Below are 24470 nucleotides of genomic sequence, written 5' to 3'. Positions count from 1 at the left end.
AGTACAGTAAAATAAACGGTAAAACAAGAATAAATCACAAAATCAGCTTCATTTTATCATTTTCCGATGATTATTTTCCCATTTTATTCCCCTGATTTACCATTTATAATAATAATTTTTAACAATAATATATGCATAAAATTTTCACTAAAAATTCGTAATTTTGTGGGTCTTAATTTTATGATGAAACTATTCTGTTTCAACTGTATTTTTTAACTAAAAATATCAGACAGATTTAAGAATAGAGGAAAAATTCAATTGATGACAGCCTTGGAATATTCTGTGGCAAAACACCATTATACTGGCAGCCTTATGCTGTACAGTCACTTTTATGAATAAACAAAATATGGCTAATACAACAGAAATAGACATAAAAAAACAGATTTTTGTTAAGAATGCACATCTTAACAATCTGAAACATATAGATGTCCTGATCCCGAAGAATAAACTGATTGTTATTACAGGCGTTTCAGGAAGCGGTAAGTCATCTCTGGCCTTTGATACCATTTATGCTGAAGGGCAGAGAAGATATGTTGAAAGTTTAAGTTCTTATGCGCGTCAGTTTTTGGGGAAATTAGAAAAACCGAAAGTAGATGACATTAAAGGGCTTGCGCCGTCTATTGCGATCCAGCAGAAAGTAATTTCTTCCAATCCGCGTTCTACGGTAGGAACCTCTACGGAGATCTACGATTATATGAAACTTCTTTTTGCCAGAATCGGGAAAACGTTTTCTCCTGTTTCGGGTGAAGAAGTGAAAAAAGATTCGGTTTCTGATGTGGTAGATTTTATCAAAGCATCTAAAAAAGATACGTCTTTCTTATTGACGGCTCCTTTGGAATACGATGCTGACAATTTTAAAGAAACACTGAATGTCTTAAAACTTGCAGGTTTCACAAGACTTGAAATCAACGGAAACTTAGCAGGAATCGAAGATCTTGAAAGCTTTGGATTTGCTCCTGAAAAAGGAATGACGATCAATCTTGTCATTGACCGTTTCTCTTATGAAGAAGACGAAAGCTTTTTGCAGAGACTTGCGGATTCTATTCAGATGGCATTTTATGAAGGGCGCGGCTACTGTTCATTGAAAAATACAGATACTGAAAAAGTAAAGGAATTCTCCAATAAGTTTGAACTGGACGGAATTGAATTTCTTGAACCGAATGTTCATTTTTTCAGCTTTAATAATCCATACGGAGCATGTCCTGCATGTGAAGGATACGGGAAAGTAATCGGAATAGACGAAGATCTTGTAGTTCCCAATAAAACATTATCCATCTACGAAGATGCCGTTGTAAGCTGGAGAGGTGAAACCATGAGTGAGTGGAAAAAAGATTTCATCAAAAAAGCAGGTGACTTCCCTATTCACAAACCGTATCACCAATTAACAAAAGAGCAGAAAAATTTCCTTTGGAAAGGTGACGGAAAAAGCAGTTTCCCATCCATCAATAATTTCTTCAAAATGCTTGAAGAAAATTTATATAAAATCCAGTACAGAGTAATGCTTTCACGCTACAGAGGAAAAACCCTTTGTCCTACGTGTGAAGGATTGAGACTGCGTGAAGAAACAAGCTGGGTAAAAGTTGACGGACATAATATCCAGTCGATGATAGAACTTCCTTTGGATGAGCTGGCTCCGGTAATCAATGGACTAAAGCTTTCAGATCATGACAAAGAGGTGGCTAAAAGGCTGATCTATGAAATTACAACCCGTCTGGAATTTTTATTAAAAGTAGGATTAGGCTATTTAACATTAAACAGAACTTCCAATACACTTTCAGGAGGCGAAAGTCAGAGAATCAACTTAGCAACCAGCTTAGGGAGTTCTTTGGTAGGTTCCATTTATATCCTGGATGAGCCTTCTATCGGTCTTCACTCCAAAGATACAGAAAACCTGATTGAAGTATTGAAAAATCTTCGTGACCTTGGAAATACCGTAATTGTGGTAGAACACGATGAAGATGTAATGAGAGCTGCGGATTATATTATTGATATTGGTCCGGAAGCCGGTTACCTTGGCGGTGAACTGGTATTTGCAGGAGATTATAAAGATCTGAAAAAAGCCAACACCCTTACTTCAGAATACCTTACGGGAAGGCTGGAAATTGAAGTTCCGAAGAAACGAAGAAAAGGAAAAGAATGGATTCATATTAAAGGAGCCCGTCAGAACAACCTTAAAAATATAGATGTAGATGTTCCACTGGAAAGCCTGGTTGTTATTTCCGGAGTTTCAGGAAGCGGAAAATCTACTCTGATGAAAGAAATCCTTACGAATGACATTCAGATCCAGCTTGGAATGGGTGGTAAAAAAGGAGACTATGATTCTGTAGAATTCCCGAAAAAACTGATCAAAAACATTGAATTGATTGATCAGAATCCGATCGGAAAATCATCCCGTTCAAATCCGGTAACCTATCTGAAGGCTTATGATGACATTCGTGATCTTTTTGCCAAGCAGAAAGTAGCGAAAATGATGGGTTACAAACCTAAACATTTCTCCTTCAACGTAGATGGCGGAAGATGTGATGAATGTAAAGGAGAAGGTGTGATCAATGTTTCTATGCAGTTCATGGCAGACATCGAGCTTGAATGCGAAGTTTGTAAAGGCACACGATTCAAAAACGAGATTCTTGAGGTGAAATTTGATGAGAAAAACATCTCGGATATTCTTCATATGACCGTAAATGAAGCGCTGGAATTTTTTAAAGATAATAATGAAGAAAAGATTGTAACGAAACTGAGACCTCTTCAGGAAGTAGGTTTAGGATATCTGCAGCTCGGACAAAGCTCTTCTACCCTTTCCGGTGGTGAGGCACAGCGTGTAAAACTGGCTTCATTTCTTGTAAAAGGGGTAACGACGGATAAAACCTTGTTTATCTTTGATGAACCTTCCACAGGACTGCATTTCCATGATATTCAGAAGCTGTTGAAATCACTGCAGGCATTGATTGACCTAGGCCATTCTGTGATTGTTATTGAACACCAGCCGGATATCATCAAATGTGCCGATTACATCATTGATATTGGTCCGGAAGCAGGAAAACACGGTGGTGAAGTTGTATTTGCAGGAACTCCTGAAGACCTGACAAAAAATAAAAAGTCTTACACCGCAAAATACATCAAGGAAAAACTTGAACAATAAAATTAAAAGCGACCGTTTTAGTAACAGTCGCTTTTTTTATGCTGATTTAAATAATAACGGGCCGCATTTTGACACCTGTTTTAAAATAGATTCTTTACCTTTATATATCACTTCAAAATTATTTTTATGCCCTGGAATCCCGAACTATACGATCAATACAAAGATGTACGCTACAAACCCTTTTATGATTTAGCCGCGTTAATCAAGCCTGAAAACAATATAAAAGCCATTGACTTAGGCTGTGGTACCGGAGAACAAACTTCCATTTTAACCGAAAAACTGACAGGTTCTACATTTTTAGGAATTGATTCATCAGCAGAAATGCTTGAAAAATCGAAAAAATTTGAAAATGATCATTTACACTTTAAGCTTCAGAGCATTGAAGAAACAGCACAGTCTGATCAACAATGGGATCTTGTTTTCAGTAATGCAGCGCTGCAATGGACGGACGATCATGAAACTTTATTTCCTAAGATCATCGGACTGCTATCCCCCAAAGGACAGCTCGCTATTCAGATGCCTGTTCAGAAAGAGAATATCCTCAATCAAATCCTTACGGAAATGGCAGATGAAGAACCTTATGCATCACAGTTAAATCATTTCAACCGTGATTCACCGGTGCTTTCGATGGATGAGTATGCTCAGATTTTGTTTGATAACGGAATTCAGGATATAGAAATTTTCCAGAAGGTATATCCTATTATTGCAGATGATCATGAGGCTTTATATGAATTTATTTCAGGAACTGCATTATTGCCGTATCTGGAACGTCTGGAAGGAAATCAAAAAGAAAGTTTCATTACCGAATTTAAATCACGCATCGCACAAAGATTTACAAAGTATCCGGCTATCTATGCATTTAAACGTATTTTGATGTACGGCCGTAAAAAATAAAAGATATTAAAACAGAAACAGCCGTCTCAGAATTCAAATAGTTTGAACTTTGTCATTGACTACGTCGAATCTTCGATTTCTGACGAAGGAAGAATCTCATTGATAACCAATATATGAGATTCTTCACTACATTTCAGAACTATGTTCGCAGACCTTTAATCTATGTTCAGAATGACATTTCTGAGACAACTGCTTCTGTTTATTAATAAAATAGTTACTCTTTCAGATTATACAAAAATGGACTTTTCCTGATATACTCAGAATTTTCAATCTGAGAAGCCAAAAACTCAGCCAGATCTGAAGCGCTGATATTTTCTCCTTGACAGTCAGTAAGACTTGTTTCAGTTTTAAAACTTTCTTCTGTAAGATGGATGAGTGGCAATCTTACCAAAGTCCAGTCCAAATTGCTTTCCATAAGAATTTCGTACTCTTTTTGCTTATCAGCAGTTGTTTCCGGATAATTCTGGTACATCCAGTCGGTCGCCATTTTCACTCTTTCATTTTTTTGATCAAATAGTGTATTCACACTCAAACCTGTGGTTACCATATAACGACTGATCCCATGATGATTCATCGCTCCGATGATATTTTTCGCAGCATCACTGAAAATAGATTTCTCTCCTTTGGGCTGCCCCAGAGTGCTCATTACAATATCAGTTCCTTCAATTAATGAACGGACAGCTGCTTCATATCTTACATCTCCTTTCACCACCTCAATTAAGGAATTTTGAATGGTAAAATTTTCAGGATGTCTTACTAAAAGTTTAAGGGAATATCCCTTTTCCAAAAGGTTTTTAACCAGATATTGACCGGATTTTCCCGTTCCGCCGATAACGGCAATTTTATAAGTATTCATAATGATTTTTTTTAATATTAAATATCAATAATCAACAGCAGATTAGCCGCTGATGACTGTTGATACTACAAATGGCGTATTGCCTTTGCTTTTTTAGATATGATATAATAAGTGTATTGGGTTCAGAAAATTGAACCTAAGATTTTCAGGTTTCAGAATGATTCCTGAATCAGTAATATGTATTACGAGATTTTAATGAAATAAAGTTACACTTTTTTCATCATTAAAAAATCAAAAAAATTATGATTTTGACAACACTTATTAAAAGAGAAAGTTTATAACTTTGATAACGATCTTATTATCAGTAACTTTCAAAACAATCGCTTTACACCAATATAATATATTAATATGGAACCATTTACTGTTAACATTCCCGAATCGGTAATAACCGACCTGAAAAACCGTATCCAAAACACCCGATGGCCCGAAGAACCCAAAGACTCTGGCTGGAACTACGGCACCAATGAAACTTACCTGAAAGAGCTTACCAACTACTGGGTAAATGATTACAACTGGAAAATGCATGAGCAGCAGTTAAATCAACATCCACAGTATACAACCCGCATAGACGGAATTCTGATTCATTTTCAATACATCAGGGGCAAAGGTTCCAATCCCAAACCTTTGATTCTTACCCATGGCTGGCCGGACAGCTATTACCGTTTTCATAAAATTATTCCTTTGCTTACCGAAGGCGAACAGAGTTTTGATCTGATCATCCCTTCTATTCCCGGGTTTGGCTTTTCCGATAAAACTGCGGTCAGCAGTGCAAGAGTTGCTGATCTTTGGAAAAAGCTGATGACTGAAGTGCTAGGATATGAAAAATTCTGTGCTGCCGGAGGTGATATAGGCATGGGAGTCGTAAAAGCATTGATTTCAAAATACCCTGATGTCATGGAAGCGGTTCATCTTACGGATGTTGGATATCCAACCGGACAAGAAGACCCGGCAACAATGAGTGAAGATGAAAAACAGTTCGCGCAGTTTGTCCAACACTGGTGGTATAGCGAAGGAGCGTATGCAATGGTTCAATCTACAAAACCCCAGTCTCTTGCTTATGGACTAAATGATTCTCCTGTAGGGCTTGCGGGCTGGATCATTAGCTTTATCAACGCCGGAGCACCACCGGAATTAATAGAAACTGCGTTTGGAGGAAGGGATGAAATGCTTACCAATATTATGATTTACTGGGTAACCCAAACGATAGGATCTTCTGCGAGAATGTACAAAGAAGATGCAGCAGCCTTATGGAGCGGAACACATGTTCATCAAAAGAGTAATGTTCCGGCCGGCGTGCTCGTATTTCCCCGTGAAGCTCAGTTTCCGAAAGAATGGGCAGAACGTTTCGTGAATGTAACCAGCTTTAAAAAGATGAATGAAGGTGGTCATTTTGTTCCCCTGGAATTACCTCACATATTTGCAGATGAACTAAGATCATTCTTTTATTCTGTCAAATAAAGAAGAAGATTTTACCCCTAGTCTAGACTTATCCACAACAAATTGTGGATAACTTGTGAATTTTAACATTAAATTTATATTTCGTATTAAAATTATTACTACATTTACTATGTAATAAACATCGAAGTGGAAACTTTATTTGCTTTTCTTACTACTATTGAAATTGCAATTAAATTTGAAATAAAAATTTAAGCACAGCATTGTCGGCTGTGCTTTTTATTGTTGTCTAATTAAAAAAATGAGATGTATTTATCTATTGGATCTGCCCCTAAAGGGCAGATTCTTTTACCCATATACCTTTGTAAATAAAGCTTTTGGAAGATTATTTGACTCAGTCAAAATCTGAAAAAATATTTTGTACTGCTTACATTTTTACGAAAAGGTTTAATTTATAAATTTATATTCTAAAGGGAGCAAAGAGGTAATCAACTTCGTTGATTCTTTACAAGCCAATGCATAGCTTCATCAGCGACATTGTCGCTTTCTTAGCTTCCTTATTAACAATACATTGAATTTTGTCTTTGCGTTAAAAAAATTTTAAAGAATACAGGACAAAGTTTCATTTAAAACAGGCCTCATAGTTCAATGGATAGAATAAAAGTTTCCTAAACTTTAGATCCAGGTTCGATCCCTGGTGGGGCTACCAGACAGGGATAAGCTGTTTTCTTATCATTTTTTTTATTATTTGCATCACCTAACGCATTGGTTACAAGAGATATACTTCTTAATACTGAATTTACTCTGGTAGTTCGATATTCAATTCCTGTAAATTCAAGATTTTCTGGATATATCGAACTAATTATTTTTCTTTTTGCTTCTACACTACTTGATTGGTATAATAATGATAAGTTAGATATAACTGATAGAGCCTTGTTTAAGCGATCATCAACTTTTTTGGGATTACGAGTCGCAACTAAACAAGCATGAAGTTCATTTTCAAGAATTTCAATTTTTTGTTTAGACTGTGCTTTAATGATCATATAATCGTCATCCTCAATCTTTTCCGCTAATAATTTTTCTCGTGCAAGAGCTATCTTAGCATTATAAGTCTCTATTTCAGAAATTATTCTTTTTCTTCTATCATCAGCTTTGTTATTATACTTTTTATAGGCTGTTAGTAGAATATTTTGTAAGATTTTTTGAACTGAAGGAAGAAACTCATATTTCTTTAATTCCTCAACAAAAAGATTATTGGTAAGTTCAGCACTTTGCCTAAATCCACAAGATGATTTACAATGATAGTAATAATATACTCTCTGACTTCCTTTTGAACCGCTGGCAGTTAAATTTTTTCCACATTTTGGACAAATCAAAAAACCTCTTAATGGAAAAACGTCAGCAGAACTAAATTTTATATACTTTCGGTTTTTCCTTTTATTGCCTTCTAAAATTAACTGAACTTTATTAAATAGTGTCTCACTTATAAGAGGAGCATGTAAAGATTTTACATAGTGAGCTTCTTCATCCCGGTATTTCTTTATAAATATTTTACCACAATACACTGGATTTCTTATCGCAACATGAAAGGCTTGATTACTCAAAATCTTTACTCCTTTTTCTGAAAGCTGTCGACGTATAGTTTCAGGAGCTTCAATTCCTTTTGCTATTTCATTAAAGAAATAGCGTATTATTGAAGCTTCGGGTTCTTTAGGCTCTATAAACTTATATTTGCCATCTTCTGTAATTTTATTTGTGTATCCGAAAGGAGCGCTAGCCATCCACCTTCCTTCCTTTTGAGCTCTTCGCATCCCATGAAATGTATTCAATGCTCGTCTGTCATTCTCTACCTCTGGTGCAGCAAGATAAATTGCTAACATCATTTTATTTTCTGGTATGAAAAGATCCAATGGCTGTTCTATAGCCTGGGCTTCTACTCCCAGTTTCTTAAGGATACTTATCATTTGATATGCATCACCTGCATTCCTGCTAAAACGGTCCCATTTAGTAAATAAGACTTTATCAATTTTAGATTTTTTTTTCTTTAGATAAATTAAAAGATCATTCCATGACGGACGATTAAAATTTTTTGCTGAATGATCTTCAAAAAAAACATTATCAATTTTAAGATTATTAGTTTCGCAATACCTTTTTAAGCGTTCTTCCTGATCACGTTGAGAGTAACCTCTATCTGCCTGCTCATCAGTTGATACACGAATATATAAAGCAACATTACTCATAATAATTAGTTTAAAAATTTTCACCTAAAGATATCGAAAAAGTATTTACAAGGTTTGTAATCAACTTAATAGTAAAAACAAGATTTATTAAAGAAGTTAATCTACTAGTATTATTTCAAAATTGAATTTTTCACTAGTTACAAGACCGGCAATTAAATATAAAAATACTAAAATCATTTTTGCTTCCTCAAGAGTAATGTCCACGCCATCAGTTTTAAGGAGCTCGATTGTTTCTTCTGTTGTCATTGTACTTATTTGTAATCTTTCCATATTCACGTTTTTGTTTTGGAACATAAAATTGAATACATAATTTAAAGAAGGTGTCGTTAGAAAGTAAAAGCATCTGTTTGGCAGTAAATGACATATCTTTCAGGTTTAAGCAAAATACTTTTAAACCACCAAAATTTATAACAGGTTACTGTCTTTTAAATTATATACGAAACACCGTTGCGCATTTTGATAAGTTCCTATCATTTATATTGGAAAATCAGTACAATTTGATTGTCCTGAAAAAATTACATAGTTAATCACTTATACTTAGTGATTTTATTTGGCAAATCATGTCCAAATAGCACCCACCCTAGATCTTATATTTCAATACCTTATTTTTATAACAAGACTTTATATTCATTGACCCCACTGGATTTTTATTGAGAGTTATAACATTTTCAAAAATAACCGGTAAAAAGGCAGCTAAGGTATTGTTGCCAGCCATCGCTTATTCAGCCAAAAGACTACGGCATAAACGGTTTCCTCCCTGAAGGTACCCTCCAATTATTCCGTTTCCTTTTGGCTTTTTTCATTGTCAACACTTCATATCTGCTTTCTTTTTTCCGGTTTTTCTTTTGAAAAATATTCAGCGAAGCCTGAAAAGCTTTTAAGAAATAGGACGGAGAAGAGATTGAAAAGGCTTTTGATCTAAAAAAGATACATAACATTTCAAAGATGTTTTAAATAATGTTTTAAATAATGTTTTAAATAAAATGCTTTTTTAACTTAAGTACGGGAAACAAAAGGCTCTGCCGTACTCAGAGCAATAACAATGAAATATAATATCGTAAATGAGATCAAATTGATCTACACAAGAAAAGGAAATACTGAAAAAAAAGTACTGAACTCCCAGGATGCTACAGATATTTTCCGGGAACATTTTGATGCAGATCAGATCGACTACAGAGAGTCATTTTACTCAATGTATATGAATCAGGCTAACAAGGTCTTAGGAATACAAAAAATATCAGAATCTGGAATTACCTCTTCTCTTGTTGACATCAGAATCATCATGCAGGGAGCTTTATGCCGTATCATTTATTATAGCCCATAACCATCCTTCCGGAAACCTTACACCTTCTCGCGAAGACATAGGCATCACACAAAAAATAAAGGAGGCTGCCCAACTATTAAATATTAACCTGCTTGATCATTGTATAATAACGTCAACCGACTCCTTCTCTTTCTCCGATGAAGGTATTTTATAAGGGACTTAAATTTCTAAAAATAAGAATCCAGAGCCGGTTCCCGGTCTGGATTCTTGTGGCGTCACGGAAAGATGCTTGTCCTTTAGGGGGCCAACCATCTTTCCGCAAATACTAAACAATGCTTCTCAAATTAGATGGTTTTATTTGAAGTGGAAATATATATATGTAAGCTAAAGAAATAGTATTTATCCGTTTAGCTTTTTGTTGTTGAATTGAAATTCAATTTTCTCCTCATTTCCAAAACTGTCTAAGAGCCATACCGTAAATGATTGTGAAACTTCAGAGGTTGAAGTATAATACAATCTGAACTCTTTCTCATAAAGAGGATAAATATCATTAGGAAAGTAAGGTTGAGTGTTATAATACTGCAGCTTTCCTGCTCCCTCAAACTGAAAATATCGAAGATAATATTTGGTGTCAGCAAAATTACCTTCAGGAATAATTTTGATACGGATCTCCACATACTCATCTTTAGCGATATCCTTAGGAACAGGCATAACCGACACCTTAAAAGGATAATTCTGCTGAATTTCCAAATCATCTTTCTCACATGATTGTACAAATAGTCCAATCACAAATAGTAGCAAGAAACACTTTAGTTGTATTTTAGCTGTATTAATTATATTTTTCATTTTTCATTATTTTTAGAAATTATATCTTATTCCTACCCCCAGCAGAGAGTGAAAATTAACCATTTGACTATTTTTCAAAAAGCGAAGTTGCCCGTTGACCAGGAAAACTAAATGCTCAGTCAGATAGCTTTCAATAGATAGCTTACCATTTGATCCGTAAATAAAATTATCCGTTGCTGTTAACATTGAACCGTCATATAGCAATTCATTGCCTCTATTAACCTGTTCATAACCAACAAGACCTCCAATTCCCAGATTAAGATTGACATTTCGCATGAAGTCTCCCCAAACATAAAAACTGTACCCACTGCTCAGCAGGAATGTATCTATCGGAATATCGCAGCTAGTGTATTTATAATATTTTCTGCTAAATTCTGTTAGTCCAAAGAAGTAATTACCATTCTTCGAGTAAGAAACAAGCCCCGTACTAAACATATAATTTTGCTTTTCTGGAGATTTTGGAAATACCGAATAGGTAAATTCAATACCAATTTGCTTAGGAATCATCTGTTGAGCAAATATTTTGCTACCCATTATCATCATGAAGATGACTGTTAAAAATATTTTGTGCATCTTACTCCGTTTTAATGGTTAAACTATGTATCAATCTTGCATGAACCAGATCTTCATTTTCAAGCTGTACTTTCAGATGCCTTCCCCCATTCTTTTCCAGAATTTCAATCTCCAAAACCTGATCTTTTAAGAGCGTAAACTGATCAAGCATATAAATCCCTTTACTGTCTGAATGATTAGCTACGGTCGTTTCCGGGAAATAGGTGCGAACCTTCTCTAAAATCTTATCCTGAACGACCGTTCGCTTTAAGTTCTTTTTATCGACAATTTTAAAATTGACCCATTCAATAGCATACCCCACATTACTTTGATTCTTAACCTGCAATGTGAAATAAAACTTGCTGTCATTAACGTGCAGTGCTCTGACTGAAAACTCAATTCCATAGCTTTTTGAAACAATATGTTTAATAGTTCTGTTGCTTTTCCTGTAAAGATTTTCCATAATGAGCCAGGTTAGAGAAGTTGAGCTTCCTTTAAGATCTTCAAATAATACATCAGTAGCATACTGCCGTTCAATACCTCTCTGAAGTTTTACTAAATCATAGCTGAGTATTTCCGGATAAGAACTGTAGGATGCATCAAAACTGTAAAATTTTCCATCTTCGGTAATAACCGAAAAATTAGTTTCCTCTTCAAAATCCCTGACAGCTGACTTAACCCGAAGAACGTTTCCTATAAGATCTGCTTTATTGGCAACCAAAAGATCACTTCCCAGGTCAACATATCGTATTGATGTAGGAAATATCAGATGACTGGTTTTATTGTAGGTGACGTTAATCCGGAAAGGGTCCAATTTTGCCTGTTCCAAGGAAATATAAGTTGTCACAGAATCCTGCCCAAATGTCTTGTTTACTAATAGAAGTAATAGCATAATGAGAATATAATGACTCTTTTGTGTATTCATTTTTATTTTTTTTGATTAGTTATTTTTGGCTAAGAGGAAGACTTGATGGCCAGCTTTTACAGTTACTTTCAATTGTCTGACTCTCTTCTGAAAATAACCCGACAGTCCCTGTACTACTCCCCTGCTCAGATCAGCTGCAATCTGTTGTCCTGCTGATTGAGTCATCATAATATTAGTGCCTGAAGTATGGCTCATTTTCGCTACAATATCGCTTACCGCATTCTGCTCCGCTGAATAAGGAACATACAATCCCATCTGACCGTCGGTGTCATAAACATTGATTTCTACAGGATAGATATTACCTTGAGATTGAATGGAAGATATTTTTAACTGAAGCCTCCCACCCTGAAATTTGTTTACTGCAATCAGTAAGCTCCCAGCGGGAATTTCAGTTCTTCCGACTTTCATCGCTTCTGAAAGCCTTATAGATAATGTACTTTCATTGACCAAAGTCTTAGTTTCATAGACCACACCTCTTATTGCGTTTTTTGTTTGAACCGAGTTTTCTGAATCATTTTGACCGTCATAAAATCTATTCTGATTCAAACCTGCGATAAAAGCACTATCCGACTGGTCTCTGTATAATGAGGAAACAACATTGGAACGTACCGGTATTGCTGAAGTCAGTTTAACCTTCTTTTCCGTTGATTTTTCGACCTCCTCTTTTTCTGCTGGTTTTTCCTGCTTTGGCGTCGTTGGAAGATACTTAGCAGCCATTTGATACGATTTTTCCATGAGCTCTAACTGGTCGCTCATTCCCAGACCCGAAGGAGCAGCACGATTTTGCATTGACTCATTCTTTAACCTTGAAATTTCTTTCCTTAGATTATTGACCTCCTGATTATCCCGATTATAGAATGAGCTTAAGGTCTGCTGTGCATTTCGATAACTGTTCAGAGCATTCTGATCGGATTGCTGAAGTACACTTCTAGTGGATGTTAAAGAAGGTGGGTTGCTACTATAGTTTACACCGTTCTGGTCATTCCAGTAATCTGATAAAGTTGTTATTGAATTTCTCTTTTCTTCATTCTTTTTCTCTAATAACTGCTGCTCATAAGCCTTTTGCTTATCAGACTGCAATTGACCGTCTTTTGCCTGTGGAATAGCTGTATTAAAGCCAGCCTCTTCAATAATGGTATGATCGGTTTTGGGCTTAAAGATCAGATAAAAGCAAGATGCACATACAGCAGCCATCAAAAAGTAGATGAAAGGTTTCTTTAATCTTTCCCATTGAGCCTTGGGATGATCATTCACTCCGTTAGAATTTTGGGAGAGATCATTTTCTGTCACTCTAATTTTTTCTGAATCTTTCATATTCTATTTTTTAGTGGATGAGTTTACTATTTCATTATGCTTCGATCCTTTTTCGGTAGGTTTCTTAGAAATGCCGTCAATATGATTGATAGACATGGTATTACTTCTTTGACCTGTAGTAACACATATATTGACAATAACGATGACGGTTATCAAAACATAAACACCAAAGAAAACCTTGGTCATCAATCGCTGTTTCCCTACAGAAATAGCGTTCCAATGATCTTCTATCCTCAAAATATATCGTCCGATTTTCTCTCTTAGTTTTTTCATTCTGGTCATATTAGCGTTCAACCGTTTCGACATCTCTATTTTCAAGCACGTTGAATTTTTCAATGATAAATCCCTGAGGATTGCTGTCAGACCGTACAGAATTAACCAATGAACAGTTGGTAATTAAATTCCTGATGGTAAGGTTACTGGATCTGATAATGAATTGTCTTGCATAAGTTTTTACGTCATAGGGGTAACTATCAAAGTTGGCAACGACACTGTCTACCTCAACTCTCTGCTGGATATTACCTGAAATAATTCTGTTATAGTAACCTTTTTCCTGAAGGTCTTTATAGTAATTGAATGCGGATTGATCAGCCAAATTGAAAGCCCTTTTGACATTACTTTCAATAGCATTCTTATCTGGGGCAATGGTGAAGAATAATTCGTGAAATCGTCTGACATGCTCTCTTGCTTCTACAGGCCTGTTGATCGACATATCCTGAGATAGCGCTACCATCAATGATTTGCCGTTGTCCAGTACATATATCTTCTGACGCTGCTTCTCGGCAAACTGGTAGGATTTAAAGACAGCTACACCTACCACTCCAAAACACAACACGGCAAAAACAAATGTAAACAAGCGGATCTGCTTGAAGCTGCTCTCAATATTTCTTAACGTTTTAAATTCCATAGAACAGTAATTTTTATTTTAATAATCTTCCCGAAATATTACCTGTAGCCGAACCTACTGCTGCTCCCGCAACATTGCCCGACTTCGTAGCAGTCTGGTTAACATTGCGCATAAAGTTGCCGGCGCCTCCTGCCTGAATTACCCAGCCTGTAACGGTTGGCACTGTAAAATAACCTATGATCCCAATCACCATATAGATGATGTATACCGTATTGGAGGTATCAGGAATAAAGGTGGGATCTGCGAGCATTTCGATATCCCGTTCCAAGATCAAGGTTTGTATCTTGGCAAGAATGGCACTGAAAATATCAGCAACAGGAAGCCATAGGTAAACACTGATGTATCTTGTCAGCCATTGGCTCAACGTCGTCTGAAAACCATCCCATACAGAAATGGCAAATGCAATAGGTCCTAATATTGAAAGGACAATCAGAAAGAAGGTTCTGATGGTATCAATAACTAAGGCTGCCGATTGAAACAGAATTTCAAGAAATTCACGAAAACCATCTCTGATATCTTTCTTGATGGCAAACATTTCCCGTTCAATATACATTCCGGACATCGTGACCAAATCCGATGGTGACCATCCGAGCTCTTCCAGCTTTTTATCAAATTCTTCATTTGAAATAAGGTAAGCCATCTCCGGATTCCTGAGCATCGCTTCTCGTTCTAAAAGATCCTTTTTCTGCTGCAGTTCATTCATATCCAACACTTGATTTTCCAGCATTGAATGGCTTCCCTGAACAATCGGACTCATTACCCCATTAAGACTTCCTAAAACCAATGTGGTAAAAAACATAATGCAGATGCCTATGGCAAAAGGTCTCAGCATGGGAAACAAATCGATCGATTCGGCACGGCTCAAAGACTGCCAGACTTTTAGTGCTACATAGAATAAAGCACCTAATCCGGCGGCTCCTTTTGCCACAGCAGCCATATCGGCGCACATCGGCATCATTTCCTCATAAACGGAACGAAGTACTTCGTGTAAGTTATTCGGTTCCATCTTACCAGTATTTTTGATTGGAGGTTCCGTAAAGATCCAGCACCCTTTGGGTATTGTTCTGTTTTTTTGCTCTGAGATAACTGACCGAAATATTTTTATTGGTATAGTATCGTACCAGATTATGATACGCTTTGACCTCTTTATAAACCCGGTTAACAACATCCATCCTTTCTTTATCATTCAGAGAAAGACCGTTAGAAGTGATGATCTCTTTGAGTTCTTTCAATAGCTCCGTGCTCTCCGTAAGAAGCGCAGAATAACCAGTGGCAATGGAAGCTAATTCCTGAGCATTAAAATTGGGGTCATTCAGCATTTTACCGAAATTGTTGACATACATCTCAGAAACATCACCCACTAAAAGGACGGTCTGCTGAACCTTTCTGGCATCTTTGACCAGATTATTGATGGCTTTCAGCTGGTCATAATACTCTTTACCCTGTTCATATACTTTCTTAACTTCATTGAAGTTCTTAACAACGTTAGATACCGTTGAAGAAGTCTGTACAATTTCATTGGCTGAGTTCAAAATTCCCGAAGCTAGGTTTGCAGGGTCTGTTACGACAAATTGTGCTTTTGTATAGGTTACGGTAGCAAAGAATGCTACCATTAAGGTTTTAATGATTAAATTTTTCATTGTTGTACATTTTTAAATGATTTAATGGTCTTTTCTATTCGATTTGATTCTCTTAAGAGAAATCCTCTTGATGGCATGTTCGACATTGCCGTCAAGTTCCGATGCAAGATTCATCACTTCCATCTTTTCCGTTTCTTCTGTAGTATATGCCAGATATTCTTGTGTTGAAACTTCAGTGGCATAGACTGCAGAGTGCGTTCCACCCAGTCCAATCCAAACTTCCTTGTAAAGTCTTCGTGGATCATTATTCATATTGATCGACAGCACCTGGGACTTTTCTTTATCAGTCAATCCCAGCATCGCCTGAATATCATCGAACTTGTTCATATACTTCCTTTGGTCAAGAAGAATCTTACAATCCGAATTATTAATGATACTTTCTTTCACAATCGGTGACTGAATGATATCATCGACTTCCTGAGTTACTACAATGGCTTCTCCGAAGAATTTCCTGACGGTCTTGAACAGGTACTTGATATACTCAGCCATCCCCTCCTTGGCAATGGCTTTCCAGGCTTCTTCGATAAGGATGAGTTTTCTGATTCCTTTGAGTCTTCGCATCTTATTGATAAAGACCTCCATTATGATAATGGTTACAATAGGAAATAGAATTTTATGATCTTTAATGGCATCGATTTCAAAGACAATGAAACGCTTGGATAACAAGTCCAGCTGCTTTTCTGAATTGAGCAGATAGTCATACTCCCCTCCTCTGTAATAAGGTTCCAACACATTGAGAAAGTTGGCAATATCAAAGTCTTTTTCCCTGACTTTCTTTTGCTCCAATACTTTCTGATAATCATCTTTGACGTACTCATAGAATCCGTTGAAAGAAGGATGCTGGTCATCGGTTTTAATTCTTTCGATATATCCGCTGACTGCATTGGAGAGTGCCACTTCCTCTGAACGGGTTGGTGGTTCGTCATCTCTTTTCCAAAGAGTCAGAATCAAGGTTTTTATACTCTCCCTTTTTTCAATGTCAAAAACGCCGTCATCAGTATAGAATGGATTGAAAGCGATCGGATTGTCCTCGGTATAAGTAAAATAAACCCCGTCCTCTCCTTTGGTTTTACCTTTAATGAGTTCACATAATCCCTGGTAGGAATTTCCGGTATCTACAAGAAGGACATGCGCTCCCTGCTCATAATACTGTCGCACCATATGGTTGGTGAAGAATGATTTACCACTGCCCGATGGACCAAGGATAAACTTATTTCTATTCGTAATAATCCCCTGTTTCATCGGCAAATCTGAAATATCCAAATGAATAGGCTTTCCAGTCAGGCGATCAGCCATCTTGATCCCAAAAGGTGATGGTGAATCCTGATAGTTGGTCTCTTCTGTGAAAAAACACAAAGCAGGTTCTATGAATGTGTAAAAACTCTCTTCACTAGGAAAATCGCCTGCATTACCGGGAATTCCTGCCCAATATAAAGTAGCTGTATCCGTGGTATTATGACGGGGCTTACATTCCATCAAGGCTAGCGCACTACCTGTATCATTTTTTAATTGTTTGAGCTCATTAGGATTGTCAGACCATGACATCACATTAAAATGAGCACGAACAGATTGCAGACCATAAGAATGTGCTTCATTTAAATACTTTTCAATCCATTCCTTATTGATCTGATTCGCTCTACTGTATCTCGCAAGCGAATGCATATTCCTTGCAGATTTTTCAAACTGGCGGAGGTTCTCATCACTGTTGTCAATAAATAAATATTGATTATAAATATGATTACAGCTTAGCAGAAGTCCCACCGGAGAAGCAAATGACAGAAGGCAGTCGGTGCGATCGGTGCTTAACTTTTCATAACGGCTGTGTGATGAAACAGTACCTGGCAAATCCTCCGTATCCGATAAGGTATGCATACTAATCCGGTTGTTACCAATTCTCATTTCTTCTGAGCCTAATTTGATGTCCTGCAATGACGGATGGGTTTCACGGGATAGAGTCAGATACTGTTCCAGTAGTCCTGACCTCTCGGAAGTTCCTGCTATCTCATCTTCTGTCATCCTTTCCAGATGGATATAACTACTGTCATTCATAATCCGCTCCAGCTGATCGACCGCTTCAAGAAAACGACCAATGATTTCTTTGTCTTTAATCTCTTTTGGAATCAGTTTTCCTTTACAGAGTGATGAAAAGTTGCTCTGCATCCGCATTCTCTCCTTACTTGTTTTTGTGATAAACAGGTAGCAGTAATGATTTAAAAAGGGCCTCTCATTGAAATGCCTTTCAAATGATTTGGAAAGAAAACTCTGGTCTTCTTGTGACAAATCAGGATTGTAGTTTTCTTTCATAAACCAGTCCTGTTTGTGAACGATGGTGAAATCCGGGAGTGTTTTAATCGCTTTAAACCAAGCGGAATGCATGGCTTCATACTCAGCGGAAGCGACAGTAAACAGTTCGGGGAGTCTGACCTTAAAGCAAACCGTAACATCAGCGTCTTTTGAAATGATACAATCATTTTCAATCGCAAGCAGTGGAAATTTACTTTCCAAGGTTGCTGCTTTGGAAGAATTTCTCATATGTTTGTTCTTTTACGGTTAATTTTCAGATACCGATAAATACTCTTTCGACTGATGATGTATTTTGGATGCTTCTTGTGTGCGCCTAATTTCATCAGACCATGTTCCCCGTATTTTCTATTCAGTGCGAAAGTCTGCCAGGTAAGAAGTCCACTGCTGAATCCTCCGAGAATTAAACACAGATAGGTATTGACGCCTGCCATATACATAACCATGATACAGATCAATATTCCTAAGAGTCCTCCACTGAAGATAAAGAGGTATTGCGCTTTAAGTCCCTTGAACTCTACCGTCCTTCCTATTCCTTTATTGATATGATAGGTATTCATAGTCGTCATTTAAAGGAAGAATGAGCGAAGAATGGTTGCGGCAACAATTAAGAAGATACATGCTCCAAACCAGCTGGCAGCAGTTTTACTGGTATCAGGGTCACCGCTGCTGAACTTGTTATAGACTTTTACGCCTCCGATGAGTCCGACGACTGCACCGATGGCGTAAATTAATTGTGTAGCGGGTTCAAAATAAGAAGTGACCATCTGTGTAGCCTCATTGATTCCGGCTGAACCATTGCCTTGACCAAATACCGAATTAATTGTTACGAATGTTAAAATTGCGTACAGCAATTTTTTTCTTTGTTTTTTCATAATGAATAGATTTTTGATTATGAAACCCGCACTTTACGGGCTTGATGACAAAGATGTCCGAGTCTAGGTACTCAATAACAGGAATGGCAGTGGATGGACTCTTTTGGCTGTTAAAGAACCGTGCGCCAGTCAGAATTCCTGTATAAATAATTGTAAATTTGCAAGGAATTTCAAAAAAGAGAAATCATGGATAAAAGGTTCACAGATATTATTGAGCTCATCAAACAGTCTCGTAACAATGCGATAAGAAAAGTCAATGAGGAACTCATCGATCTATACTGGAATATTGGTGAGTATATCAGCAAAAAGGTAGAGCTGAGTGAATGGGGACAATCTGTGGTTAAAGAACTTTCTCAGTTTATCCAGACTCATGAACCTGAACTAAAAGGTTTTTCGGATAAGAATCTTTGGAGAATGAAGCAGTTTTATGAGACTTACAAGGAATTTCCCAAAATCTCAACACTGTTGAGAGAAATCAGCTGGTCTCATAATCTGTCCATATTCTCCAGATGTAAATCAATCGAAGAAAGGGAATTTTATATCAAGTTGACCAAACAGGAAAATTATAGCTTCCGGGAGTTAGAGAGACAGATATCCAGCAGCCTTTTTGAAAGAACAATGATTGGAAATTCAAAACTCTCAACAGTGTTGAGAGAAACTAACGCTGATATAGTCAATACATTTAAAGACAGCTATGTATTTGACTTTTTAAATCTGCCTGAAACATTCAATGAAAATGATCTCCAAAAAGGTTTAATTGAGCAGATGAAAAATTTTATCCTGGAGTTAGGACGGGATTTTCTTTTTATCAGCGAAGAGTACAAAGTACAGGTCGGAAATTCTGATTTTTATATCGATCTCTTATTCTTCCACAGGGGGCTGCAATGCCTTGTCGCTTTCGAACTGAAAGCAGATAAATTCAAACCCGAACATCTGGGTCAACTTAACTTTTATCTGGAAGCGCTGGACAGGGATGTTAAACGTCAGAACGAAAATCCAAGCATCGGCGTACTGCTTTGTAAAGACAAAGACAGCGAAGTAGTAGAATATGCGCTGAGTAGAAGTCTTTCTCCGACAATGGTTTCTGAATACAAAATGCAGCTTCCCGACAAAAAGGTTCTGCAGAAAAAACTGCATGAATTGTTTGATAACAGATCTTAGTTGAAATTTATTAATAACAAAAGGGGAATTTGCCTAAACAAACTCCCCAATATCGAAACCTTCAACACCATCTTTGTAACTGGAAGATATGCCTTCAACATCATTCGAAATGCTCTGACTTAACAAATTTGAAATACGCTTCGAAGCCTCCCCCAACGAATTCTCCAAAAGATCAAAAAGCTCGGTCCCATGAATTTTTTGAATTATAGCAACTGCTTGTTGTTGTAAGCCAGGCTCCAAAACCTGCTCTTGAAGCAACTGACCCACAGTACTTAATTCCTGAAAGGTAACCCCTGTAGCAAACCCGCTTTCAATAGTAGAGTTCTCATATTTCCAATCTTCATTCTCCTGCTCCAACTCATCGTTTCTGACTAAAATATCATCGAGATTTTTAGCCCCGGCAACATTGTCATATTCGTCTTCGGTTTCTGATTCAAAATTATCCTGCGCTGTTAAATTAGATTCATATTGTCTCTCATTAGATTCGATTGGCGATTCTTGTCTTTCTCTTGGTTTCGTATCTCCCATAATAGATGGTAAATCCTTAGTTTTAGTAACATTATCTTTTCCACGGATACTGATTGAAATTTTTTTGTCTACAAGAACTAAAACAAGAATGACTAATAAGCCGATGATGATCATTTGTTCCATAAGATGATAGATTAAAAGATGGGACGGTATTTTTTATTGAAATCATCAGTGATTTCCTTTTCAAACATTTCGAAATGATACGCCAGTATATTATCCAGATAAGCATACAGAGAAATCTGGTCATCGGCAATGATTTGAATAATACGCGAGAGGCGCTCGTGATATTCAGGACGGATATAGATACTTTTATCACCCCGCTTAGTCATTGTATGATGAGTAAGAAACTGCTCAACATAACTTAAATCTGATGTTTTTTTATTCTTCAACTTATTTTTTGCTTCACCCTTCTCCTTTGGAGGATCATCAGTTTTTGAAATAACTTCCTTCTTAGGACTTCCTGCCATAATGGACATCAGATATTGTTCATCGATCCCCCTATCATCATTGTTATTTTTTTCATATTCCATACTCTTATAGTTTTACAATTCCTAAAAATTCTTCTACAAATTGATCCAGCCTGCACTGAGCTAACAATTTAGGATCTGCAGGCAGTAAAGTCGATCGGAAAACAGTCTTTGTAATAGCCTCTCCTTCCTTTCTAAATCTTTTACTGTCTGTAATGCTTGTTTCCATAAGTGGCAGCCCTAAATCTGAAATCACTTTACTGTAGTTTTTGTAGAGCAACGTCCGTTCTCTTCCATCCACCTGATTCCAGAAAAGATGGACTGCCCGGATTCTCGTTTGAGTTTCTTTCATCAACACATTGGTTAGAACATCGGTGAAACTTAACGTACTTTCCAGCACAACACGATCCGCAGTAATGGGTGAAAAAATATAATGGACTTTCGTCAAAGTTTTTAAAATCCCGGCGGTATTCACAGTTCCCGGTAGATCTAAAAATATAACATCAGGAATTGTTTCAGATCCTTCAACATAAGTATCTATATCCTCTAAAACCTGATCGGCTTTACTCTGGAAAATGGGATACGCTTTTTTATTAATACTCGTAAATTGTTTGTGAGCGATCTTTTTTAAAATCTCATTCTGCATCACCATTTTTAAATCCCGCTCTCTCATCTGGAGTAAACTGTACTGAGGAAAGTCACAGTCAAATACAGCGACCTGATACCCCATCCGGTAATGAAGGAGACTTGCCATAAGTGTGGTAAATGTACTTTTTCCTACCCCTCCTTTTTGAGTGGAAAATGCAATAATTGTGGGTTGGTTCTTTGTTTTCATTTTGCTTGATTTTGGTTATACATAATTGGGAAGAAAGACTGATTGACAGCCACTGGGCAATACATATATCAGGTTCCCTATACTGCTTTCAGTGCTACTGGACGGAATTCCCTAAAGCTGTATTGACTTCAATCAGCTCTGGCTGAATGCCATTTATCCTGCAATCCTGAAAAATTGCTTTCCTGAAGACTATCTTTCACAGAGACTATCTTGACGGCTGGAATTCCGGAAGGCTGGCATGCTGGATTTCCACTATTCAGGATTTCTATCAGATCTGCAGTCAGGAAATCCCGCCCTCAATCTGATACAAATGAATACGATTTCTTCTTCGAAATATTCTTAATGGTCGTTTTTGGCTTTAAGTGACTGTCTTTGACTTTCTTTCTAATATTGTCCCTACAAATGATTGTGGTTTACTTTGTTTCAGAAGACTAAGGAGGTCTTGGGAAATTGAACTTTATGAATGCGATCAGTATTACATCTACTTTATTACTGAAATTTCCTTTCACCCGAAAGGAGCAAGTTATGTTTTGAGTGCCTCATAACTTTTTTCGTGCCTCAAAACAACTTGCCCTGGCTGGGGCTTTAAAAACCACTCCAAAGTCGTGATTTTACTAATATTAAATTAAATGCGATGGACGTAAATAAAAAAAGCAAAGGCGGGCGTAAGCCCAAGCTTAATCCAAGTAAAAACAGGCATGTATTTAGACTTACGGATGAGGAAAATATAAAGTTTTTAAATTTATATGAGGCTTCCGGAATGAGTAACAAAGCGAAATTTATTACAACAATTTTATTTCAGAAAGAATTAAAAATTGTAAAAGTTGATATTTCAACAATAGATTATCATACCCAATTGACCAAATTCTTCTACCAATTCCAGTCGATTGGAAACAATTATAATCAGATTGTAAAAATTTTATACCGAAACTTCACGGAGAAAAAAGCGTCTTTCTATCTCTTTAAACTGGAAAATCATACCAGAGAACTAGCTTTAATTGGTAAGCAGATTATAGAACTCACCAAAGAATTTGAACAAAACCATATTCAAAAAAATTCTGAAAAATGATCGCTAAAATTGGAAAAGGTGAAAACCTATGGGGTGCTCTTACCTACAATCAACAGAAGGTGGACAACGAAAAAGGAACGGTTTTATTCACTAATAAGATTCCTGATTTGTGGGATCGACCTTATTCGGTTAAATTTTTTCATCACTACTTTGAACCCTACTTGATTGCAAATAACAAAACTGAAAAACCGGTAATACATATCTCACTTAATCCTGATCCTGAAGATAAGGTTAATGACAAAGATTATCGGGAAATGGCTCAGCAATATATGCAGGAAATGGGTTATGGCAACCAACCCTATGTTGTCTTTAAACATACGGATATTGATAGAACGCACATTCATATCGTCACCACCTGTGTCCAGATCGACGGAAAGAAAATATCAGACCGATATGATCATTCCCGATCAATGGAAGCCTGCAGAAAACTGGAAAGACAATACAACTTAAAAGTTGCTGGTGAGAATAGAAATTTAAATCAAAACTCTATTTTTAAACCTATAGATTATACTAAGGGGAATATCAAAACACAATTATCCTCGATACTACGACATATACCTCAAACCTACAGCATTCAAAGTATAGGTGCATATAACGCTTTACTCTCTCAATTTAATATTTCCTGTGAAGAGGTTACTGGAGAACTGCATGGAAAAATGAGAAAAGGAATGGTCTATTTTGCAACGGATAAAAATGGAAAAAAAATAAGCAATCCTTTTAAATCATCCCTTTTTGGTAAGCATGCAGGAGTAGAAAATATTCAGGTGCTTATTGAAAAATCTAAAGTAAAAATGAAAAATAATCCTTCAAAATTCATTCTTAAAAGAACTATTGAAACCGCTCTCAGCACGAGTAAATCGGAAGCTTCTTTTAAGTCTCAACTTTTGGAACAGGGAATCGCTACGGTCATACGAAAGAATGATGAGGGAAGGATCTACGGAATCACATTTATAGACCATAACTCAAAATCTGTTTGGAATGGCTCACAGCTGAGTAAAGAACTATCAGCCAACTCATTCAATACACTGTGGAATGAGGTAGAAACAAAGCCTAAAACCAATTCATATAATAGTTCTAACAATGATATATCGCTTGAAAAATCTTCAGAACATTTCTTCAACAATAACAGCTACGAAGTATTTGACGGATTTTTTAGCGGGTTATTGTCTTCAGGTCCTCATGAGGATCAAGAGGAACAAATTTTTGAATCACAAATGAAAAAGAGACAAAGAAAAAGAAGATAAAAAATAATCTTCTTTTGT

General features: G+C 36.7%; 23 protein-coding genes, 1 tRNA gene and 1 pseudogene. 8 read left to right on the top strand and 17 right to left on the bottom strand.

Annotation, left to right across the window (positions count from 1 at the left end):
- Positions 1 to 346 precede the first annotated feature (346 nt).
- Positions 347 to 3139, top strand: a complete 2793-nt coding sequence (gene uvrA, locus FN817_RS03440) for an excinuclease ABC subunit UvrA (RefSeq protein WP_142716718.1) — start codon at positions 347 to 349, stop codon at positions 3137 to 3139.
- 126 nt (positions 3140 to 3265) lie between these two features.
- On the top strand, positions 3266 to 4033 hold the full coding sequence (locus tag FN817_RS03435; RefSeq protein ID WP_142716717.1) for a methyltransferase domain-containing protein: 768 nt from the start codon (positions 3266 to 3268) through the stop codon (positions 4031 to 4033).
- A 214-nt stretch (positions 4034 to 4247) separates the two neighbouring features.
- On the opposite strand, the gene FN817_RS03430 is transcribed toward FN817_RS03435, so the two are convergent.
- The gene (locus FN817_RS03430) at positions 4248 to 4889 is read right to left on the bottom strand and encodes an NAD(P)-dependent oxidoreductase (protein ID WP_142716716.1); all 642 of its coding nucleotides are present in this window, start codon (positions 4887 to 4889) and stop codon (positions 4248 to 4250) included.
- 348 nt (positions 4890 to 5237) lie between these two features.
- On the opposite strand from FN817_RS03430, the gene FN817_RS03425 reads away from it, so the two are divergent.
- Both FN817_RS03425 and FN817_RS03420 read left to right on the top strand, forming a co-directional pair.
- Positions 5238 to 6347, top strand: coding sequence for an epoxide hydrolase family protein (locus tag FN817_RS03425; protein ID WP_142716715.1), 1110 nt, complete (start codon positions 5238 to 5240; stop codon positions 6345 to 6347).
- 571 nt (positions 6348 to 6918) lie between these two features.
- Positions 6919 to 6993: transfer RNA gene (locus FN817_RS03420), tRNA-Arg, on the top strand.
- On the opposite strand, the gene FN817_RS23560 is transcribed toward FN817_RS03420, so the two are convergent.
- Together FN817_RS23560 and FN817_RS23045 are read right to left on the bottom strand one after the other, a co-directional pair.
- Positions 6953 to 8524 carry a recombinase family protein gene (locus FN817_RS23560; RefSeq protein WP_142717052.1) on the bottom strand — a complete coding sequence of 524 codons (1572 nt, stop codon included), beginning with the start codon at positions 8522 to 8524 and terminating at the stop codon, positions 6953 to 6955. The two genes, FN817_RS03420 and FN817_RS23560, sit on opposite strands and share 41 nt — an antisense overlap.
- A gap of 96 nt (positions 8525 to 8620) precedes the next feature.
- Entirely contained in the window at positions 8621 to 8794 is a 174-nt protein-coding gene (locus FN817_RS23045) for a hypothetical protein (RefSeq protein ID WP_167498790.1), read from the bottom strand.
- Between the two features lie 772 nt (positions 8795 to 9566).
- On the opposite strand from FN817_RS23045, the pseudogene FN817_RS03410 reads away from it, so the two are divergent.
- Positions 9567 to 10002, top strand: a pseudogene (locus FN817_RS03410) (JAB domain-containing protein).
- 185 nt (positions 10003 to 10187) lie between these two features.
- Here FN817_RS03410 and FN817_RS03405 read toward each other — a convergent pair.
- The 11 genes from FN817_RS03405 to FN817_RS03355 all read right to left on the bottom strand — a co-directional run bounded on the left by FN817_RS03405 (position 10188) and on the right by FN817_RS03355 (position 19148).
- A complete protein-coding gene (locus tag FN817_RS03405) occupies positions 10188 to 10634 on the bottom strand; it encodes a DUF3872 domain-containing protein (RefSeq protein WP_142716714.1) in 447 nt (148 codons plus the stop codon).
- 12 nt (positions 10635 to 10646) lie between these two features.
- Positions 10647 to 11141 (bottom strand): conjugal transfer protein TraO, encoded by a 495-nt coding sequence (locus tag FN817_RS03400; RefSeq protein ID WP_228451465.1) that lies wholly within the window; start codon positions 11139 to 11141, stop codon positions 10647 to 10649.
- A 67-nt stretch (positions 11142 to 11208) separates the two neighbouring features.
- Positions 11209 to 12111: a conjugative transposon protein TraN gene (traN, locus tag FN817_RS03395; protein WP_142716712.1), complete on the bottom strand. Its 903-nt coding sequence runs from the start codon at positions 12109 to 12111 to the stop codon at positions 11209 to 11211.
- A 15-nt stretch (positions 12112 to 12126) separates the two neighbouring features.
- The gene (gene traM / locus FN817_RS03390) at positions 12127 to 13425 is read right to left on the bottom strand and encodes a conjugative transposon protein TraM (RefSeq protein WP_142716711.1); all 1299 of its coding nucleotides are present in this window, start codon (positions 13423 to 13425) and stop codon (positions 12127 to 12129) included.
- Positions 13426 to 13428: 3 nt separating this feature from the next.
- Entirely contained in the window at positions 13429 to 13698 is a 270-nt protein-coding gene (locus tag FN817_RS03385; RefSeq protein ID WP_228451464.1) for a hypothetical protein, read from the bottom strand.
- A 10-nt stretch (positions 13699 to 13708) separates the two neighbouring features.
- Complete coding sequence (traK, locus tag FN817_RS03380) at positions 13709 to 14332, bottom strand: conjugative transposon protein TraK (RefSeq protein WP_142716709.1); 624 nt, start codon at positions 14330 to 14332, stop codon at positions 13709 to 13711.
- 13 nt (positions 14333 to 14345) lie between these two features.
- Positions 14346 to 15338, bottom strand: a complete 993-nt coding sequence (traJ, locus tag FN817_RS03375; protein WP_142716708.1) for a conjugative transposon protein TraJ — start codon at positions 15336 to 15338, stop codon at positions 14346 to 14348.
- Between the two features lies 1 nt (position 15339).
- Positions 15340 to 15972: a DUF4141 domain-containing protein gene (locus FN817_RS03370; protein ID WP_142716707.1), complete on the bottom strand. Its 633-nt coding sequence runs from the start codon at positions 15970 to 15972 to the stop codon at positions 15340 to 15342.
- A 21-nt stretch (positions 15973 to 15993) separates the two neighbouring features.
- Positions 15994 to 18504, bottom strand: a complete 2511-nt coding sequence (locus FN817_RS03365; RefSeq protein WP_142716706.1) for a TraG family conjugative transposon ATPase — start codon at positions 18502 to 18504, stop codon at positions 15994 to 15996.
- Positions 18501 to 18833 carry a DUF4133 domain-containing protein gene (locus FN817_RS03360; RefSeq protein ID WP_034692366.1) on the bottom strand — a complete coding sequence of 111 codons (333 nt, stop codon included), beginning with the start codon at positions 18831 to 18833 and terminating at the stop codon, positions 18501 to 18503. Before FN817_RS03360 ends, FN817_RS03365 begins: the two co-directional genes overlap by 4 nt.
- 9 nt (positions 18834 to 18842) lie before the next feature.
- Positions 18843 to 19148 (bottom strand): DUF4134 domain-containing protein, encoded by a 306-nt coding sequence (locus FN817_RS03355; RefSeq protein ID WP_034692230.1) that lies wholly within the window; start codon positions 19146 to 19148, stop codon positions 18843 to 18845.
- A gap of 186 nt (positions 19149 to 19334) precedes the next feature.
- On the opposite strand from FN817_RS03355, the gene FN817_RS03350 reads away from it, so the two are divergent.
- On the top strand, positions 19335 to 20309 hold the full coding sequence (locus FN817_RS03350; RefSeq protein ID WP_142716705.1) for a PDDEXK nuclease domain-containing protein: 975 nt from the start codon (positions 19335 to 19337) through the stop codon (positions 20307 to 20309).
- A 33-nt stretch (positions 20310 to 20342) separates the two neighbouring features.
- Here the strand turns inward: FN817_RS03350 and FN817_RS03345 are convergent, their stop codons facing one another.
- From FN817_RS03345 to FN817_RS03335, 3 genes are read right to left on the bottom strand one after another with little or no spacing between them, the layout of a single operon-like run.
- On the bottom strand, positions 20343 to 20960 hold the full coding sequence (locus FN817_RS03345; RefSeq protein WP_142716704.1) for a hypothetical protein: 618 nt from the start codon (positions 20958 to 20960) through the stop codon (positions 20343 to 20345).
- Positions 20961 to 20971: 11 nt separating this feature from the next.
- Positions 20972 to 21367 (bottom strand): DUF3408 domain-containing protein, encoded by a 396-nt coding sequence (locus FN817_RS03340; RefSeq protein ID WP_034692228.1) that lies wholly within the window; start codon positions 21365 to 21367, stop codon positions 20972 to 20974.
- A gap of 4 nt (positions 21368 to 21371) precedes the next feature.
- A complete protein-coding gene (locus FN817_RS03335; RefSeq protein ID WP_142716703.1) occupies positions 21372 to 22139 on the bottom strand; it encodes a ParA family protein in 768 nt (255 codons plus the stop codon).
- A 634-nt stretch (positions 22140 to 22773) separates the two neighbouring features.
- On the opposite strand from FN817_RS03335, the gene mobA reads away from it, so the two are divergent.
- Entirely contained in the window at positions 22774 to 23208 is a 435-nt protein-coding gene (gene mobA / locus FN817_RS03330; protein ID WP_142716702.1) for a conjugal transfer protein MobA, read from the top strand.
- On the top strand, positions 23205 to 24452 hold the full coding sequence (mobB, locus tag FN817_RS03325; RefSeq protein ID WP_142716701.1) for a conjugal transfer protein MobB: 1248 nt from the start codon (positions 23205 to 23207) through the stop codon (positions 24450 to 24452). The genes mobA and mobB overlap by 4 nt, the downstream gene beginning before the upstream one ends.
- Positions 24453 to 24470: the final 18 nt, after the last annotated feature.

Origin of the sequence: Chryseobacterium rhizoplanae, assembly GCF_900182655.1 — a bacterium.
Classification (GTDB): Bacteria; Bacteroidota; Bacteroidia; order Flavobacteriales; family Weeksellaceae; genus Chryseobacterium; species Chryseobacterium rhizoplanae.
This window is presented reverse-complemented; position numbering and strand designations above follow the sequence as displayed.

Coding starts and splice junctions, on each gene's coding strand:
- uvrA (WP_142716718.1), top strand. CDS start 347: ATGGCTAATACAACAGAAATAGACATAAAAAAACAGATTTTTGTTAAG.
- FN817_RS03435 (WP_142716717.1), top strand. CDS start 3,266: ATGCCCTGGAATCCCGAACTATACGATCAATACAAAGATGTACGCTAC.
- FN817_RS03430 (WP_142716716.1), bottom strand. CDS start 4,889: ATGAATACTTATAAAATTGCCGTTATCGGCGGAACGGGAAAATCCGGT.
- FN817_RS03425 (WP_142716715.1), top strand. CDS start 5,238: ATGGAACCATTTACTGTTAACATTCCCGAATCGGTAATAACCGACCTG.
- FN817_RS23560 (WP_142717052.1), bottom strand. CDS start 8,524: ATGAGTAATGTTGCTTTATATATTCGTGTATCAACTGATGAGCAGGCA.
- FN817_RS23045 (WP_167498790.1), bottom strand. CDS start 8,794: ATGGAAAGATTACAAATAAGTACAATGACAACAGAAGAAACAATCGAG.
- FN817_RS03405 (WP_142716714.1), bottom strand. CDS start 10,634: ATGAAAAATATAATTAATACAGCTAAAATACAACTAAAGTGTTTCTTG.
- FN817_RS03400 (WP_228451465.1), bottom strand. CDS start 11,141: ATGATTCCTAAGCAAATTGGTATTGAATTTACCTATTCGGTATTTCCA.
- traN (WP_142716712.1), bottom strand. CDS start 12,111: ATGAATACACAAAAGAGTCATTATATTCTCATTATGCTATTACTTCTA.
- traM (WP_142716711.1), bottom strand. CDS start 13,425: ATGAAAGATTCAGAAAAAATTAGAGTGACAGAAAATGATCTCTCCCAA.
- FN817_RS03385 (WP_228451464.1), bottom strand. CDS start 13,698: ATGAAAAAACTAAGAGAGAAAATCGGACGATATATTTTGAGGATAGAA.
- traK (WP_142716709.1), bottom strand. CDS start 14,332: ATGGAATTTAAAACGTTAAGAAATATTGAGAGCAGCTTCAAGCAGATC.
- traJ (WP_142716708.1), bottom strand. CDS start 15,338: ATGGAACCGAATAACTTACACGAAGTACTTCGTTCCGTTTATGAGGAA.
- FN817_RS03370 (WP_142716707.1), bottom strand. CDS start 15,972: ATGAAAAATTTAATCATTAAAACCTTAATGGTAGCATTCTTTGCTACC.
- FN817_RS03365 (WP_142716706.1), bottom strand. CDS start 18,504: ATGAGAAATTCTTCCAAAGCAGCAACCTTGGAAAGTAAATTTCCACTG.
- FN817_RS03360 (WP_034692366.1), bottom strand. CDS start 18,833: ATGAATACCTATCATATCAATAAAGGAATAGGAAGGACGGTAGAGTTC.
- FN817_RS03355 (WP_034692230.1), bottom strand. CDS start 19,148: ATGAAAAAACAAAGAAAAAAATTGCTGTACGCAATTTTAACATTCGTA.
- FN817_RS03350 (WP_142716705.1), top strand. CDS start 19,335: ATGGATAAAAGGTTCACAGATATTATTGAGCTCATCAAACAGTCTCGT.
- FN817_RS03345 (WP_142716704.1), bottom strand. CDS start 20,960: ATGGAACAAATGATCATCATCGGCTTATTAGTCATTCTTGTTTTAGTT.
- FN817_RS03340 (WP_034692228.1), bottom strand. CDS start 21,367: ATGGAATATGAAAAAAATAACAATGATGATAGGGGGATCGATGAACAA.
- FN817_RS03335 (WP_142716703.1), bottom strand. CDS start 22,139: ATGAAAACAAAGAACCAACCCACAATTATTGCATTTTCCACTCAAAAA.
- mobA (WP_142716702.1), top strand. CDS start 22,774: ATGGACGTAAATAAAAAAAGCAAAGGCGGGCGTAAGCCCAAGCTTAAT.
- mobB (WP_142716701.1), top strand. CDS start 23,205: ATGATCGCTAAAATTGGAAAAGGTGAAAACCTATGGGGTGCTCTTACC.